We start from the raw sequence: 17763 nt of genomic DNA, 5'->3' as shown, positions 1-17763 counted from the left end.
CGGTGGGACGAACCGAAGTAGGTTCAATCGAATGTCAGAGTAACGAACTATTGGGATAAAGACTTTTTGATTTTCTTAAAATTCCTTAATTGACGCATCGCGTTGACGTTCATCCAGAATTGAAGCAGCAGGATCTCCAGTGAGTGAACCCCTTCGGGTTTGGTGGAGACTCCAACTCTTACGAATGATTTATCGGGTTTTGCCCGCCCCCGAAGAAGGATGAGGCTCACGACTGCCGCAGGCGGATCTGGAAAGGAATACGTTCATTGGTTAGTGCTGCGCGGCAAAGTCACGTGGTGCCCCACGCATCTGCGTGTAGCGATCTGTAGCTTGACCGAAAATCCAATCTCATCGGGCACACCGGCCTGCAGCCGCCTTGCCGGACCATCTGCCCATCCCTGCGGCAGATAAAGCCAATAAGCGACGGGTAGGTTCGCTTCCCCGATGGCGCCCGACAGGTTCACGGCCACCTGCCAGTTATCCTGCTTTCCCAGTTGCCCGCGGAATTGCCGCGCCACGCCCACCGAATGTTTCCCTTCTTCGGAAAGCTGGTGTCATCAATGATCCAGTACAGACTTTTTCCGGATTCATATGTGGCAATACCCTGCGCCGCACCTGTTCGATCAATGCGGCGTCCGATGATTCGGACTTTGACACGAAGTGAAGCAGGGACTGATGCCGCGCACGCACGGGATGTGGATCGAGATGGGCTGCCAGCGGCTCGACGTTTTCACGCGTGTCGGCAGCATCGGCCTCCGACAATCGCCCACCAGACCGGCACGACGGATGATCACTGTGTTCAATTGTGCTGCTTAAGTATTCCAGCTACTCGTCTAACGATGTTTCCCAAGCCAACGCTTCCTCATGCAAAGGATGAAGAAGCTCCTAAAACGCCATGGAATTTGTGACATAGTAGTATCTAGTGGCTGGTCGGTTTGATGTCGAACTTGTCGACCGCTACACCGAGGTTGATACCTTCACCGGAACCCGATAGCGCCATGGACACGGTACCTTTGGTGACTACCTGTGCGGTACCGCTTCGCACCACGCCGGCAGATGCGCCAGCTTGCGCGTAGCTTCCGAAAACTTCCTTGATACTATAGACATTGCTGATATTGCCGCTACCGGTGACACGGAACTTACCGGCTGTCAGCCCACCGCCCCTCATTTCGATGTCGACGCTGGCGCGTTGGCCATTGTCGCAAGTGACACGGCCACTCCCCGCAGCGTGCTGATAAATCGCCGACCATCCGGACAAACTGTAAGTCAAATAGCATTTCACCGGCACCGAGCCCGCTTGCGCATTGAAAGTATACAACCCACTCATAACGCCGATGCAGAGCAGTAACACAGCGGTCAGGCGGAAGGTTCCTTTACTCATGTAAGGTCTCCGTAGGTTCAGAAATGGGACTGTGAAGATATTAGTTTGGCGGCGTTGCCGGACAAATCATTACCGAATCACCATAGACTGGCCCCAAACGAATTGCGGCTGACGGCCAATAAAGATGATCAGGATGGAATTTTCAGGTTTCTGGACTTTCGAGTTTGCCATGGCGTTGCACGTCCAAAAAAATAAGTGAACACCGAAAAACATGCCATGCTCGCCTGGCGATTCGAGAACATCTGTATCTCAGTTTATCTATTGGATTTCACCGCGTCATTGGACAAATTCTTAATACTTCTTAAACACTTTCACCTAATTCGTATACATTATTCGCAGTACTAGAGACAGTCTTCTGTCTAGTCTATTAGCGCAACCTGACACGCTTTAGCCACCATTTAACTTCGCTGAACTTGGTGCAAGCGCGCACACTCGCGGTAGCGCTGTGTCTTCCATCACGAGTTGCCGACGCTTAAGACCTCCCGACACCAACGCCACCGACGTCAGCGGAAAACGCTCACCGCTTCGACCAAACGCGTCGCCTGCTGCTGCAGACTTTCGGACGCAGCCGCGCTTTGCTCGACCAGTGCGGCGTTCTGTTGGGTGATATGGTCGAGATCACTGACAGCCTGACTTACCTGCGTAATGCCACTACTTTGCTCGATGGTAGCGGAACTGATTTCTGCAATCAGGTCCGAGACGCCCTTCACCTGAACGAAAATTTCATCCATGGTCTTGCCGGCATCATCGACCAGTCTGGCCCCAGACTCGACCTTCTCGACGCTTGTACTGATCAAGTTCTTGATCTCTTTGGCTGCGCTCGCGCTACGCTGCGCCAGCGCACGGACCTCTGCATCTACGACCGCAAATCCACGTCCCTGCTCCCCCGCACGCGCAGCCTCGACGGCGGCGTTCAAGGCCAAAATGTTTGTCTGGAACGCGATTCCGTCAATAATGCCGATGATATCGGCGATCCTCTTCGAACTGTCGATGATCCTGTCCATTGTGGCCGCCACCTCCGATACGACCTGCCCGCCCCTGGCTGCCGCATCGCGTGCGGAGACCGAAAGCTGGTTGGCCTGTGTAGCCGTTCCAGCATTGCCCTTTACGGTGGCAGTCATCTGTGTCATTGAAGCAGCCGTTTCCTGCACATTCGTCGCAGCCTGCTCGGTACGCGCGCTCAAGTTATTGTTACCTTGCGCGATCTCGTTGCTTGCGGTTTGAACATTGAAGACCTGTGCGCTAACGTCGTCGATCAACCACCGAAACATCAGTCCAAGTTGACTGATGGTGCGCAGGGTCATTCCGATCTCGTCGACACGATTCATATGCACCGCTTTCTGGCTCTCACCACTGGCTACGCGTATCGCTTGCTCGCACATCTGCGCCAGTGGTCGAGAAATCTGCGCTTCAAGCCACAATGTGGTCAACACCGACACGATCATAGCGAGCACAGCAAAGAAACCGAGCGCCGTCTTCGTCAGACCCAGTGCCCAGGCACCAGCAACGAATATCGGAGCCGCAGCCAGTAGCGCCGACCGGATGCGCCAACGCACGGGCATCGTCTGCAGTATCGAGGTCCAACCCATGAGACCCGTGCGAACAATCAACCCTTTGTGAAATCGCCGTCCTCCAGCGTTGTCTTCGCGAATATCGTTATAGAGCGTCGCAGCGGTCGCAATCTCTTCACGCGAAGCTTTCGTCCGAACGGACATGAAGCCAACAGGCCGGCCGTCTCTCACTATGGGCGTTGCATTAGCTCGAACCCAATAGTGATCACCATTTTTGCGCCGATTTTTGACCAATGCGGTCCACGGCTCGCCGCCCTCAAGGGTAGCCCACATGTCTGCGAACGCCTCCTGTGGCATGTCCGGATGACGCACGACATTGTGCGGCTGGCCGTGTATTTCTTCTGGATCGAAGCCACTGACTTCGACGAAGGCCGCATTGGCGTAGGTTATCTTGCTCTCAGTGTCCGTGGTCGACATCAGCGTCGCATTCTCCGGGACCTCGAACTCACACTGCGTGACGGGCTGATTATTTCGCATGTTTAAGAGACTCTCGGAATATTAGATTCAATACACTGGATGCGCACTGCGGATTTTTTACTCTTACTTACTGTACGAGTATCAAAACCTTTGCCCGACTTACCCCGCTCTCAACGAAGCACCACCAACAGTGAGCCGTTTCAAGAGGTGCGACCACGACGGATCGCCCAAATCGCCGGGATAACGAGAAAATGACGCAGGAACCCATCGCGTCAGGACAGTCAACATGGCCAGCGTGGGATTGACCACCACATCGCGGTGACCCATCAATACACGACGCTGCCCGCCACGCGCTGCGCCTACCGACAATCCACCATGTCAGCATTCGAACGATCGACGCCTGTTCGCTGGCGGCAAGATTGAGCGTCGAGTCGCGGAAGCATCTTCGACAGAACAGAATGCATGCCAACGATTTCATGAACACTCGCGGATCACCATTAAGTGATCGTTCTACCGATACTCAAAACTTCATTTGCAAACCAACTCGCGTAAGAGCCTGCGAGTGGTTAGAAGACGCACCATCGGCCTGGTTTAAGCCATTGATCCATGCCCGGGTAAGACCACCATCGCCTGCAGCGTTCTGGTACACGGCTTCGATATAGGCGACAGTTTGCTTAGAAAAGCTATACTGCACGGCAGTCGTAACCTGATATGCGTGATTGTCCTCGAGGACTGCGTTACCCTTCATGTACTGGTAATCGAGCCCGAACGCCCACGGTCCCGATATCCTCCACAACCCACCCCCCTTGAACACGTCAATGTGCGCACCACTCTGAGTGTTCTTCGTATTTGTGTAAAGTAGCATCACAAGGATTTTCGCGAAGTCGTAGTGGGCGCCGAAACCGAAATTCCTGATCCCGTCGTGGCCGTTGCTCAGTTGCGGATATTTCACTTCGACGTATGCGGCCCCAAGACCTATGGGGCCACGTTCATAGTTTGCGCCGACACTGATTGTTGAATTTTCTGACAAAGCACCAGGTACCGCACCGAAACCATACAGTGCACCTAATGCTAGACCGGCAACGTCGGGAGTGCGATATTTGACAGAGTTTTGCACACGCGTCGCACCGGCCATTCGATCGAAGTCGAACGAACCCGTTGGATTGTTCGGAACTTCAAGCGCAGTGAATGGTCCCTGTCGGAAGTCATACAGGCCACCGAACAGTAATGCGCCATCGTACCGACCAAGGGATAGAAATTCGAACATGAAGTCATATTGATTTCCGAACGTGAGCGTGCCAAAACGCTGATTAGATAACCCGACATATGCTGTTCGGCCAAAGATCTGCCCCGCCTCCGGAATGGTCGTGCCGCTACCCAGGTCGAACTGGGATGTGAGTTCAAATACCGCCTTGTAGCCACCTCCCAGATCCTCGGCCCCGTGCATGCTAAGCACGGTCGGAGTCAATATTCCGCTGTCGAGCAACGTCGACGAGCCACCACGCTGCTTATTTACATACGTGATTCCGCCATCGATGACACCATTCAGATTCACGCTGCTCTGCGCGCACACAGGTGTACAAACTACCAATGGCACCATCGAGATCCCCAGCACCATTCTCATCACGGCCCCCAATTTTTATGTCGGCACATCAAAAAACACAAATAGCCCCAGCTGCACAAGAAGCGCTGACCGTCCATCACATACTGTCACAACAAGAGGTGGATTTAACCAATGCGTGGTAACCGAGAACAGCACGGAAACGACAAACGAGGTTAGTGTGCCTTCGGTCCTGTCCCAAGCCGAGTGAAGGCCCCAACTCGTAGTCGTCCGAAATGCGCCGTGCCGATGCCATGGGAAGCGTAATGACTGCGCCCAAGACGCCTGTTGAAATGACGAGAACGACGTGCAATGAGGGAAGACCGCCGATCTCGGTAGCTACAGCCATTGCAGTCGGCCGTGTCGCAGATTTCGACGCAAGCAAAAAGACAGCTTGATCCGAAGCGCCTAATACCTTCGCTGTCGCGACAGTCGACACAATCGCGGTGAGAGAGCCGACTATGAGCCTAGGAGTCAGCGCTTCCCCTCTCCATCGCAAGCTCCGCAGCTCCAGAGAGCGCGGCAATGCCAGCGCGAAGGCTGCCGGCGGAGGCAGGATATGGACAAATGGCGCCCCGCAGAAATACGTCGAGTAGGATGTATGTTCTGAACTCATTCGCTAGCGATAGGTTATATTTAAACAGCCTAGCTAACTCAATATTAAAAATCATTAAATCTGCATATAGGTTCCCATCACAAATCTCGTCTCGGGTACCGCGTGCCAAAAGGACCGCAGTAGACAAAGGAACGCTGTCCGACCAGATAGCGTCATCTTTTGCGATTGCCCACCGCGCGCCGAATGTGCCCCCGCCTGCATCGAAAGGTGTGAAATCGATTATGTAGCCCTTATAGCGAATGACGTAATTCCCCATCGACTTCTTCCCAAGTCAGCCCTCAATCTATCAGTCGAACCCGCCGAGGATGCCCGTTTGCGGGGAATGACTCCGCCGTCTATATCAGCAAATGTCGTCACGAGTCCCTCCACAACCGGGGCTACCTTGCGCCATTGGCAACGACTGACCAACGGATGGCGTAGAACCTCGCCGGCTCAGACTCAAAATCATTGAGCACCGTCACCAGCCTGCCCGCCTTGATATGTTCAGCAACTTCCCACCACGATTTCTGGGTGATACCGAGTCCGGCGTTCGCCCAAGCCACTGGCAATGCCGAGTGGCTAGTCGCGCGAGCGCGCCCATTACCCGCAGCGTTCTGACCTTTACGGCAAGCGCGTGTGCGCAGCCCAAATTCGCCGGTCGAGTGAATATACGCCGTGCCACTGGCCTGCCGAGCTAGAGCTACCCTCGTGTGTGGCTTGTTGCAACGGAAGTGTGAGCGCCGGGGCATCAGTGCGGTCAACGTCAGAACGGTATATCAGGTTGCTCGCATCCATGGTCCGCTGTTATCGCAACGAAGCTCGAAGCCGTCGGAACACCAGCGCTGGCTGCCCCTGGGTCAGTCGAACCACTGCGTGTAGTGTACGCTCTGTTGCGACATTGGCTCGCAGGTGGAAGCAGTGCGGTTATGTTCCAGCCCCTATTCGCAGGCCGGTCTCTGCCTGATATCCCTGATGGGATTGGTAAGTTTCTCATCTGCGAGTCGAGCGCAATACAGTTGTTGCCGACTGACTCATCGCTTGCCGGTCACCGTAATCCATTGTTTGCAATCCAGCAGGCTGTCCACAAAGAGCCTTGCTTAACAACAATTAATCAATATGAAGATGACTGGAGAGAAAGACGCTCTAGGATAGAAACCCGTGACGTTGCGTAGCTCACGATCATCACGTTAGAAATTTTGACGCCAGAATACCTTCGCCCTGCCGCGTTGTTCAGCTTTTCTGTCAGCATAACTAATCGGCGTTATTTGCGAAAACTGGCTTTCCATCAATGCATTGGTCGAGGACCTTCATGTACTTCGCGGCATACGAGTCAAATGGACTGGCTGGCATCGCAGCCAGCGAAGACGGGCAGGCATTCTTCGGCGTCACGGAAGGCCATGCCGACTATCCTGGCAATATCGACACCTTGCTTCGCGCTGGAGCCAATCTGAAAGATTTCGCTCGTCTATTGAGAGCGTGTCCCGAGGTCGATATGGACGAGGTCAAGCTATTGCCGCCTGTTCAATTGCCTTCAAAGATCATCTGTGTCGGGCTTAATTATGCCGACCACGCTGCGGAGACAGGATTCGATATGCCTGTCTATCCCACCCTATTCGCCCGGTTCAACTCAAGTCTGGTCGCGCATCTTCGCCACATTGTCAAGCCGACCGTCTCTGATCAGTTGGACTTTGAAGGGGAACTCGCCGTTGTGATTGGAATCGGAGGACGCAAGATTCAGATAAAGGATGCATTGAAGCATGTTGCTGGCTACGCGGTATTCAATGACGGTACAATCCGCGACTATCAATTCCGCACGCCGCAATGGACTATGGGTAAAAACTTCGACAATACGGGCGCATTCGGACCTTATCTCGTCACTCCCGAATCGCTTCCCGCAGGGGCGAGGGGACTGGCGATCAGAACTCGTCTCAATGGACGAGTAGTGCAAGAGTCGAACACTGCACAACTCATCTTTGATGTCCCCAAGCTAATCAACCTATTAAGCGAAGCGTTTACGTTCACACCGGGTGATGTCATCATTACGGGCACCCCGTCGGGAATTGGCTTTTCTCGCTCCCCGCAGCTATTTATGAAAGCCGGTGACGTCTGCGAAGTGGAAATTGAGGGCATCGGTCTTCTGCGAAACTACATCATCGATGAAAATCAACCGAGCGGCTAGCTCGTAAAGGCCTGAGTCGACAGCTCTCTTTTTTGTTAATCAATGTCATGTGATCACTCGCATGTTGTTTCGCGAGCCCGATCTCCACGTTATTCGAGATCTTGTTGACGAGGATGCGATTGGTTTCCTTTTCGACGACCGACAGAAGGCTCGCCGCAGTTTCATGTCGCAGCATTCACAGGAAGAGAGATCGTCAGTTGATCATGGAGGCCCTGTACAACCCAAAATCAATTCGTCGACATGCGCTCAGCCGACCAGTGTGGTAACCAGGCCGAACATTTCGCTCCCAAGCGCCGCGACTTTCAAGGGAACCTCCGAGCTCACTTTCAACATCAGCGACTGACTGGCGAACTCGGCGAACGCTTCGTGTCCCGCGCCTAAGATGCACAAATATAGGTACTGGCCTCGTCGAACTCCCCGAAAATGCTGCGTCGCTGTCATTCGCAGGCAGCGCATTGCTTTTCTTGATCGCACGTAAGGCTTTGCGCGCGTGTCTACAACACTCTTCGACGAACGGTATATCGAACAGGCACCCAACCGCAACGTCGACCGCCGACTTACGTGTCGCAGTGGCCGCCGGGCGCCTAGGCTAGTCTAGCGTGACGCGTAGGTTTCGGTGCTCACGTCGGAACTCTGAGAGCCGTTCCACGGTAGGCTCCTCGGACCAATCGTCCTGGGTGCGGTCAAACAGCACGCGAAAGAGCGCTGCGTGCATGCACGCCATGTTTACACGTTCGCCATTGTCATCAAGCCGCTGGAGCGCATACGCACGCGTCGTTTCCAGCAGACGATATCTGTGTGCCGGACCGTCCTGTTCAAGAGTCAACAAAGACTTCGATACGAGGCCGCTCACAGCGTCAAGCGCCTGCAGACGCGTAAAGCCTGCCCGCGCGAGAAAGAGGCACACAGTATTAATTGTGAAACCGTTGACAAACATGCCGAGCCAGCGCAGTACCTTACGCTCGACTTTGTCGAGCAGTTGGAAGCTCCAGTCAAGGTTCGCCTCGAACGTTTGGTGACGGGGTGGCGCGGTGCGCCGCCCACCCGTCAGAATACGGAAGCGGTCATGCAGATTCGCTGCGAGCCAGCCGATCCCAAACACCGACGCCCGCGCCGCCGCGAGATCAAGCGCAAGCGGAACGCCATCCAGCCGTCTGCACACCTCGCCTATCAGATGGATACTTTCCTTATCAGACGGCAGATCCTCACCTAGCTCACGCGCACGCGCCATGAAGAACTGCACCGCGGCCGAATGCGACCCTGCTGTATTTTCGTCGCCTTCGGCCGGAAGCGCGAGCGGCGACACCAGATAGGTGATTTCGTCCGGCACCCGCAGCGGCTCACGGCTTGTTGCAAGCACACGCATCCCGCCGCCCGCGTTGATGAGGATTTCTGCAGTTGCCGAAGCGACATCGAGCACATGCTCGCAGTTGTCGAGCACGATGAGTGCCTGGCGGCCGGTCCAATCCCGGCCGAATTGTTCTAGCGCTGTCGCCCCTGTCGACAGCGTAGTGCCGGTTGCCAGTGCAAGCGCGTGAAGAGCGGACTGGTCGTCGTTGACGGAGGCAAATGGCACGAAAAACATGCCATCGCGAAATTCGGCCTGCATTGTGTCGGCGACCTCGATTGCAAGACGAGTCTTGCCAATTCCCCCCGGACCGACAAGTGTGACGCATTGTGAATCACGCAACAATCGGGTGAGATCCGTCAATGCGTCGTCTCGTCCGATCAGGATTGGTACGCAGGGTGGCAATAGCTGACGTGCAACGGGCAACGAGTGCGAGATTGCGATACCCTCTTCCCGGCCTTGAGTTGCCTGACCATGGCTGTGCGCTCCGAGAATCAATCGATAGCCTCGCCCCGATTCCGTCCGGATTCGGTCGCGCTCCGCGCCAAGGGCGCGGCGTATTGCATTGATCTGTACGGACAGGTTGTTCTCTTCGACCACTGTGGCGGGCCACACATGGCGCATAATTTCGTCCCTCGACACAAGCTTTCCATCGGCAGCGACCAATAATGCCAGTATGTCGAATGCGCGACTGCCCAAGCGTACAGGTTGCCCGTCAGACAGCACTTCACGAAGCTCGATTGAAACATCGAGTGAACCGATTCTTATCATGGTTTGCAACTTACAAATAGACGATATCCCCGAATAGTGTTCCGGGCGTGAGCCGCGAGACTACGGCGCACGGCGCTAGATGCTCCCATCTGATCGCCAATCAGCGTTCCGGGCTTGTCTGGATTCGCTTCACCCGATCTACGAATTGCGCGCCAGGACAACCCGGAGTCAGCGCAAAAGCACTTCAGGATGCATGTCGCGGAACGTCGTGCGCGCAGGTTCTCAGATCCGATTGGCACTCAAACGCCGACGAATGAGGACCGCTGCCAACTACAGTCGGCATCAGAAATTCCCAAATCCATTTGTGCCTCTCGCGGCTTACAATTGCGTCGCGCCTTGACACTAATACAGCCTGACACGTGACGCGGCTCTTCAGGGCAACAGGCGGCCAAACATTGCCAGCATTGTCGGCAACGTACCAATCAGCGTCTGATGGCGCAGTAGATGCACGCTCGCGTACATGGTCCGCGCGATCTGCCCTTCAATAGAGAGTCCCCTGCCAGACGGCAAGCCCTTCAGACTGCAGACTCCCTCGGTCCGCCCACCGAAATGAGTGCACTGCGGTCGCGATACTCGAACGGAACCATAGGTCCTAGTCGATCCCTGATCCGACGAGCCAGCTCGCGCGCGAGGTAGCTCGCCTGTTGATGTGCAGCTTGCGCACCAGCGGGCACCGGCTTCGACTTCGCGGCCCGTGTTGCCAGGGCACGATCGCCCAGTGCGAAAATGCGACGATCGTCCGTACGCAGAAAAGCGTCGACGACAAGCCGATTCAAACGATTCGTAGACCGTCCTGTCTTAACGAGCCAGGAGGGCGCTTCGATGCGCGCCGCCCACACACAGATGTCAGCTGGATAGCGTTTGCCGCCGGAATCTTCGGGACACCCCGCGCCTACACTCGCGACGCGCACGTTCGTCATCACTTCGATTCCGCACTTAAGGAGACGGTCATTCGCCATTTTTGACAGATGCTCTGGCAGCGCCGTGAGGATCCGCTGTGCTTCCTCTATCAACCAGATTCGAACGTCACGCTTCGAGTCGAGGGCCGTCATGCCATACGAAGCGATGTATTCGCGTGCTTCGCACAACTCGGCCGCGAGTTCTACGCCTGTGGGGCCGCCGTCGACGATCTCAATGTCAAGTTGCCGGGCCACGCCAGCCTGTCTCGCCGCGTTCATCGCATTCAGCGCACGGGACAGCCTCACACGGAAACACTCGGCACTGGCAGTCGAATCAGGTGTCTTGGCGTGCTCGGCGGCCCCCAACGTGGCGAAGAAGTTCGATCGGCTCCCGACTACGAGCACCAACGAGTCGTAACGCATCCTACGAGGCAGCGCGAACTCTTCACCGTGCGCCAGCGTGATGAATTCCAGCACGATGGTGCGCGTCTTTCGGTTGACCGCTGTCACTTCGCCGGGCACAAACGCGAACTGGCATTGCCTGGCAAGCATCGCGTAAGGCAGGCCGTCCCGATGTATGTCGAGAGTGCCTGCCGCTACTTCATGCAACGAGCGCTTCCAGATGCGGAACAGACTGCTGTCGATAAGCGTCACGCAATTCGGACCGAATCGTCGTCCAAGCCGGCAGGCCAGTTCTAGTCCGCCGGCGCCTCCACCGGCGATTACAACCCTGTGACCTTTCGCTTGCGACATGAATTTCTCCTGTTAAGGGAGCGTCGTTGAACGATCGGCAAAATCCAACTATAAGGGAAAACCCTTGGTAATTAATATTAATTTTTTACGAATGTGCGACGACTACAGTCGTCATTTTTCTGCACAGAATTGCACGGTCGTCCTGGATTCCGCGTGGCCCGCGACGAGGCTTATAGTCGGCGCAAAACTGCAATTCGTATTCGTTAACGCGATATCACTGAATGTGGCGTCGCCGCCTTCCGCGAAGACCCGGACACGGTCGTCGCCAAATGCTAGGAAGATCAGGCCCGTGATGACCGCGCGGCCGTGATGGGCAGACACCTCAATCGAATTCCGGTCGACCACCACCTGCAAATGAAGTCTGCCATCGTGCAACGGCAGATTAACGATGTGCAAAGCCATAGTTGACCTCATGCTGGGCGCTATCAGGGATCGGGACCGTTGCGCGCACCGGCTTGCGTTGCCTCGCATCGCGTTTGGGCGGCGTCGATCATCGTCTTCGTGAACAGGATCGGAGAAGGACTTCAGCACAAGCGCGATCGTGTTATCGCAGCCAGGCGATACGGACGACCCGATGAGCTAACCTCTGAATGGCGGTTCGACATTGGTGGCTTACACTTGTGCATCATGCGCGGTGCGAAGCTTGCTGGCCTCCGGATCGATTCAACTATGTTCCATATGCAATGCCGTCGTTTTCATCGTCCCTGGTGCACTTGGCGCGTCCCGCGCGTGGCGCGTAACGATGCGCACGAGCTTTCCGAATTCACGGTCCTGTGTGGTCACGAAGTCCGAAAGGCCGACTTCCGTTGCTCTCGATAGCGAGTCATTTCAACGTCTCGCCGCTCAAAGACCAGACCACATACTTGATGCGGTGCGTTCGCCGTCGGCACCGAGCAACGGCCACACATTCAGCGATTCCGGCTGATTGAAGCCGAGCAGTGCGTGCCGCAAACGAAATCAGACAGAATCGGCGCGCTCCATCTACCGTAAGCGCGAAGGCGATCCTGCAGTCAAAGCAGGGAAAACACCCCTACCAGTATTCCGCCGAAAAGCAACCACTTCACTATGTAATACGTCGGTCGATGCCATGCCTTCAACTGCTTGCCGATCTTGCGAATCGCGTACACGTATTTAAAATTGCGATTGAGAAAACCAGTCCTGTCTCCAGCCTCGTTGGGCGATGCAGCGGCGCGCAACAGAATACGGGCTATGAGCCGATTAATTGCCGTCGCCCAAACAAAGTACATTGGTCGTTCGATATCGCAGAACAATACAATTCGCGCTTTATCGGTGTCGTTCTTTGCATAGTGAATGAAAGTCTCGTCAAACAGAACCTCCTCTCCGTCACGCCAGTAGTACTGCTTGCCATCCACCTCGATGAAACAGCTCGGGTCTTCTGGTGTAGCTAGGCCCAGATGATAACGAATCGAGCCGGCATACGGGTCCCGATGCCGCACCAGGTGCGCACCGGGCGGCAATTGAGCGAACATCGCAGCCTTGATGGCGGGAATGGACTCAAGCAATCGCGTGGTAACCGGACATAACTCGCGAGCAGACGGATGCGGCGCGTCGTACCATTTTAGGTAGAAGCGGCGCCACCCAGTCTTAAAGAACGAATTAAATCCTATGTCATTGAGATTGGCGCCCGCGGCTATCTTCCCGGTCGCGTCAACTGCGAGCGCTTCCTGCCGGATAACTTCCCAGTTTTCGCGCAGCGGTGCGAGCTCAGGAAACGACGCCGCATCGAAGAAAGCCGTAGCCTTCAGCGGTGAAAAAAGATAGCACCAGATGTTGATTGGCGCCATAAAAGTGGAATGGTCCGATAACTGCCGCCAGAAGTTGAACCGGACCGTTCCGCGACGAAAGACATAAATGACACTACCGATAAACCAAATCAATACGACCCAACGCATTCCGGGACTCCCTACCAAGCTGGACTAAAAAAACAACAGCCGACTCGATAAGCCTTCGCTGTTTTCATGCGGCGGCTCCGCAGAGCTATCACGATATGTCGTGCTGACACGAGCGACTCGACACTTGTGCCCGTTCCGTATTCCAAATCCAGCGATTTGCTCTTTCGATGTAAGAAGGAGCGTAGACCAGAGCTGCTTTAAAGTCGTTCTGCAAGGCTGAAACTTTCTTAAGCCGGCGATGGGCGAAAGCGTACCTGTCCGGGTTTCAGGATACGCGCGGAATCGATGATGGTATAACGCACGCCCAATATCCTCTCCAATCGGCACCGCTGAAGCTCGTATCAATTGCGCGATACCGAGGAAACAGCCGGTGTCGACGCCTGGCGCAGTTTCGCCACCTGGCGCTCGGTCGCGCGGCCGCCCCGATTGCCCCAACTCGTTTGTACGAAAGTCACTACGTCCGCTATCTGGCGATCGTCGAGGATCGCCGCGTAGGGACCCATCGTGATGGCAGACGGCGCAGTGCGGGTCGGCGGCATCGAACCGCCCGAAAGCACTATGTGAATTGCAGAGGTCGGGGCGTCGGTCTGCAGCACCGGATTGCCCGCCAACGCCGGGAACGCCTTGCCGCTGCCTTTACCGTCCGAGCGATGGCAGCCTGCGCAACGGTCCAGATAGATCTGCGCGCCACCATTGGGTACCTGCCCGTGATAAAGCGCCGTTGCAATCGCCGGATCGTAGCGATAGGGCTGCTGGTCCCCTTTACGCGGCGACAGCGACTTCAAATACGCCGCGATGCCCGCCAAGTCGGCGTCGTCCATGTGCTGCATCGAATTCACGACCACGTCGTTCATCGCGCCGAACGACGCGGTGTGCGCGTTGCGCCCGCTTTTCAGGAACGCCACGATATCCTCCCTCGACATCCCAGCAAGACCGTCGCCGTGTTCGTTGCGCAGCGACGGCGCGATCCAGCCGTCGATCGATGCGCCGCCCGCCAGGAAGACGGGATTGGCATCGTCACCCAACGACAGTTCCTGGAGCGCAAACCCGCGCGGTGTATGACAGCTTCCACAGTGGCCGAGACCCTGCACGAGATAGGCGCCGCGCGCGACTTCCACCGGCGCGCCTGCCGGTGCGACGTACGGTTTCGGCGCGGGTCCGAAGACCCAACTCCAGACCGTCAGCGGCCAGCGCATCGACAGCGGCCAGGGGATGTCGCTGTCACGGTTCACCTGGCTGACAGGCGCCACACCATGCATGAAGTAAGCGTAGAGCGCGTGCATGTCCGCATCGTCGACATGCGCATATGAGGGATACGGCATTGCCGGATAGACCGCATGCCCGCTTTTCGTTTTGCCGTGGCGCATCAGCGTCGCGAAGTCGTCGTAGGTCCAGGTGCCGATGCCACTCGCCCTGTCTGGCGTGATATTCGTGGAGTACACTTTGCCGAGCGGCGTACTCAGCGGCAGCCCACCCGCGAACGGCTTGCCGTTCTTCGCGGTGTGGCATGCCACGCAGTCGCCGGCACGGGCAAGATAGGCACCGTGCTCGACCTGCACCTGGTCCACCGCCGGTGCCCCATCGGCACCCCATGAAAACGACAGCATGCAGAGGGCGGTCACCGCGCTGCAACGCAGACGATCACGATAGTTCATCATGCGTCCACCAATGGCCGCGGATCTTTAAGATATTGCGTGCGGATCGCTTTCGCCGACCAGTAGGCCAACGCGGCGACCGCGCCGGTCGGGTTATAGCCAAGCCCCACCGGGAACACGTTGGAGCCGATCGCAAAGACGTTGTGCACATCCCAGCTTTGCAGATAACGGTTCAACGCACTCGTCTCTGGATGCTCGCCCATGATCAGACCACCGGCCCAATGCGTGGTTTGATATGGCCGCACGTCGAAGTGGTCGCCGAAGTTCTTTTGTGTGACCGTATAGTCCTTCGGCCCCATCGCCTTCGCGACCTGTATCAGCTTGTCCGTCACGAAATGGGTCATGCGGATATCGTTGTCCTTCCAGTCGAACGTAAAACGCAGCAGCGGCTGGCCGTATTTGTTGCGATACGTCGGGTCGAGGTCGAGGTAGCAATCGCGATAGACCATGTTGCTGCCGTTCGAGTCGATCGACACGGTGTTCACGTAGTGATCCTTGACCGCTTTCTTCCATGCACCACCCCACTTTGGCGTGCCCGTCGGCACCGCAATGCCCGAAATCGGCTTGGCGCCGGCCGGGTTGCACCATAGAGCCGCGCCCCCGACGAAGCCGTGCGGACCATGGTCAAAATTATCGGCGTTGAAATCGTCGAACGCGACGCTATTGCCACCGGCTCCGATGAACGGATTGCTGTTCGTGCCCGGGTCGAAGAAGAGCTGGATGTTCGAGAGCATCTGATACGACACGTTCTTGCCGACGGTGCCCTCGCCGCTCACCGGGTCGTATTGCCGCCCGATACCCGAGAGCATGAACAAATGCGCGTTGTTATAGGCAAAGGTGCTCGCGATGACGATCCGCGCGGGTTGCGCGACGACCTTGCCGTCGGCGTCGACATACTCGACGCCTGTTGCGACTTTCCGCGCGCTGTCGAGCGTGATACGCAACACCGTGCAATTCGGCCGCAACTCGAAGTTAGGCAAACCGCGCAATGCCGGCAGGACGTTCACATTGGGCGACGCTTTCGAATAGTTGTAGCAGGCATACCCCGAGCAATATCCGCAGAAGTTGCACGGCCCCATCTGGCAGCCATACGGATTCGTATACGCTCCCGACACTGTGGCCGATGGCGCGCGAAACGGATGAAAACCGAGTTCCTTCGCCGCCTTCATGAAAATATACGGACCATAAGGCACTTTCTGCGCCGGCAACGGGAACTCGGCCGAACGGTCCGCTTCAAACGGATTGCCGTCGCCTACGACTTTGCCGTTCACACGGTAGGCTTGTCCCGAGGTGCCGAATACTTTTTCCGCGAAGTCGAAATACGGTTCGAGCTCTTCGTACGACACGCCAAAGTCCTGCAATGTCATGTCTTTCGGAATGAACTTCGCGCCGTAACGCTCAACGTAGTGCGAGCGCAGCTTCAATTCCTCCGGATAGATTCGCCAGTGTTGCCCGGCCCAATGCAGCCCGGCGCCGCCAACGCCTTCACCCGGCTTGAATGCACCGATCTGCCGATAAGGCAACGCCGTATCGTTGACGTTGTGACGAAAGGTGAAGGTGCTTCGCGACATAGTCTGGAACAGCTTGAATCGCTGCAGATACGTGAGTTCGTCCAGCGTGGTCGGATACGCACCGTCCGGATAGGTGTCGCGGTACTGGCCACGTTCCAGTGCCAACACCTGCAAGCCTGCTTCCGTCAGCTCCTTCGCCATGATGGCGCCGGCCCAGCCAAAGCCGACGATGACCACGTCGACCTCTTTCATCGTTTGGTCTGTCATTGAATTGTCTTGGTGGGAGCGCGCCGACTCCCTCGCGCGTCTACCTTGTCGGCACAGCGGCTCGCCGTGGGAGAAACCACGCTCAGGCGCTGGATACGGGCGCTAGCGGGTAGCGCTTTCCGTACCGCTCGACCCAATCGATATAGTCGGCTCTCGCCCCCGGAAAATTGATCATTTTCCAAGCCGCCATATCGCGATTGCCACCATGTTTCGGATCGCAGAAATAGCCTTCACGCGTGTTCTGCAGCAGTTGCGCGAAGAACTCCGTCGCGGGCACAGTGCCGATGTCGAGCTTACCCTGCTCCAGTTCACCAATCACGCTGTCGCGAACATTGGAGTCCAGCTCGTCGAAGGGCCTGGAAAAGCGCTGACGGATCTGCTCGTCCAATCCGCGCAAAGCAATGCGATACATCGCACGGGGGCTAAATTCGAGCTGGTACCCGAGCGTCGCAGGACCTGGCATGAACGGCCCGTGCATGTACCAAAGTCCGCCGTATCCGTACGGCGTATTCATCTGCCTGTCGATGAATTCAGGCACACCCGCCTCTATTGCGCCTGGGCCTTCGCTATCAGCCGGGATAAGACGATCGACCAACGCGACAAGCAGGCGCCACTCGGCTGGGGTGAAGTACCTCGGCTGCCAGTCGGTCGAGTTGGCAGCACTCGAACTCGTCGCTACATCGGCGACGCCCGCACCAATCGCGACGGCAGCCGGTGCTGCGCTCGCGACGCTGCGTAAAAACGCACGCCGGCCCGGACAAATTCCCACCAGTTTCATGCAAATGCTCCGATTTGGATTGCGCGACGGCCAATGCCGGAAGTTTGAAATACAGATCCCGATCTTCCTCGGAATCTGCCTCTCATGACCGGGTCAAGTCAACGTATCGCATTGGATCGTGGTTT

General features: G+C 56.4%; 12 protein-coding genes and 2 pseudogenes. 1 reads left to right on the top strand and 13 read right to left on the bottom strand.

Going from position 1 to position 17763, the window contains the following annotated elements; genetic code table 11:
• Positions 1-317 precede the first annotated feature (317 nt).
• From C2L64_RS45810 to C2L64_RS56435, 5 genes and pseudogenes are all read right to left on the bottom strand, one after another.
• Positions 318-825: pseudogene (locus C2L64_RS45810) on the bottom strand (transposase); the annotation flags it as partial.
• A gap of 94 nt (positions 826-919) precedes the next feature.
• A complete protein-coding gene (locus C2L64_RS45805) occupies positions 920-1381 on the bottom strand; it encodes a hypothetical protein (protein WP_103153980.1) in 462 nt (153 codons plus the stop codon).
• Between the two features lie 503 nt (positions 1382-1884).
• Positions 1885-3429, bottom strand: a complete 1545-nt coding sequence (locus C2L64_RS45800) for a methyl-accepting chemotaxis protein (protein WP_103153979.1) — start codon at positions 3427-3429, stop codon at positions 1885-1887.
• Between the two features lie 460 nt (positions 3430-3889).
• Positions 3890-4993 carry a porin gene (locus C2L64_RS45795; protein ID WP_244212306.1) on the bottom strand — a complete coding sequence of 368 codons (1104 nt, stop codon included), beginning with the start codon at positions 4991-4993 and terminating at the stop codon, positions 3890-3892.
• 76 nt (positions 4994-5069) lie between these two features.
• On the bottom strand, positions 5070-5585 hold the full coding sequence (locus C2L64_RS56435; protein WP_103153978.1) for an LrgB family protein: 516 nt from the start codon (positions 5583-5585) through the stop codon (positions 5070-5072).
• Between the two features lie 1288 nt (positions 5586-6873).
• Between C2L64_RS56435 and C2L64_RS45785 the strand changes: the two genes are divergently transcribed.
• Complete coding sequence (locus C2L64_RS45785) at positions 6874-7743, top strand: fumarylacetoacetate hydrolase family protein (protein WP_103153977.1); 870 nt, start codon at positions 6874-6876, stop codon at positions 7741-7743.
• A 589-nt stretch (positions 7744-8332) separates the two neighbouring features.
• On the opposite strand, the gene C2L64_RS45775 is transcribed toward C2L64_RS45785, so the two are convergent.
• The 8 genes and pseudogenes from C2L64_RS45775 to C2L64_RS45740 form a co-directional block, all read right to left on the bottom strand.
• Positions 8333-9862, bottom strand: coding sequence for an ATP-binding protein (locus C2L64_RS45775; RefSeq protein WP_103153975.1), 1530 nt, complete (start codon positions 9860-9862; stop codon positions 8333-8335).
• 515 nt (positions 9863-10377) lie between these two features.
• Positions 10378-11514, bottom strand: coding sequence for an NAD(P)/FAD-dependent oxidoreductase (locus C2L64_RS45770; RefSeq protein ID WP_103153974.1), 1137 nt, complete (start codon positions 11512-11514; stop codon positions 10378-10380).
• A 111-nt stretch (positions 11515-11625) separates the two neighbouring features.
• Entirely contained in the window at positions 11626-11916 is a 291-nt protein-coding gene (locus C2L64_RS53760) for a GH32 C-terminal domain-containing protein (protein WP_322790678.1), read from the bottom strand.
• A gap of 318 nt (positions 11917-12234) precedes the next feature.
• A pseudogene (locus C2L64_RS55300) lies at positions 12235-12462 on the bottom strand (LysR family transcriptional regulator); the annotation flags it as partial.
• A gap of 62 nt (positions 12463-12524) precedes the next feature.
• A complete protein-coding gene (locus C2L64_RS45755; RefSeq protein WP_103153973.1) occupies positions 12525-13427 on the bottom strand; it encodes an aspartyl/asparaginyl beta-hydroxylase domain-containing protein in 903 nt (300 codons plus the stop codon).
• 341 nt (positions 13428-13768) lie between these two features.
• On the bottom strand, positions 13769-15085 hold the full coding sequence (locus C2L64_RS45750) for a c-type cytochrome (protein ID WP_103153972.1): 1317 nt from the start codon (positions 15083-15085) through the stop codon (positions 13769-13771).
• On the bottom strand, positions 15082-16860 hold the full coding sequence (locus tag C2L64_RS45745) for a GMC family oxidoreductase (protein ID WP_103153971.1): 1779 nt from the start codon (positions 16858-16860) through the stop codon (positions 15082-15084). The genes C2L64_RS45750 and C2L64_RS45745 overlap by 4 nt, the downstream gene beginning before the upstream one ends.
• Positions 16861-16942: 82 nt before the next feature.
• Positions 16943-17638, bottom strand: a complete 696-nt coding sequence (locus C2L64_RS45740) for a gluconate 2-dehydrogenase subunit 3 family protein (RefSeq protein ID WP_103153970.1) — start codon at positions 17636-17638, stop codon at positions 16943-16945.
• Positions 17639-17763: the final 125 nt, after the last annotated feature.

Source organism: Paraburkholderia hospita (genome assembly GCF_002902965.1).
GTDB lineage: Bacteria > Pseudomonadota > Gammaproteobacteria > Burkholderiales > Burkholderiaceae > Paraburkholderia > Paraburkholderia hospita.
Note: the sequence above shows the minus strand (reverse complement) of the source record. Positions and strands in the feature narration are given on the sequence as shown.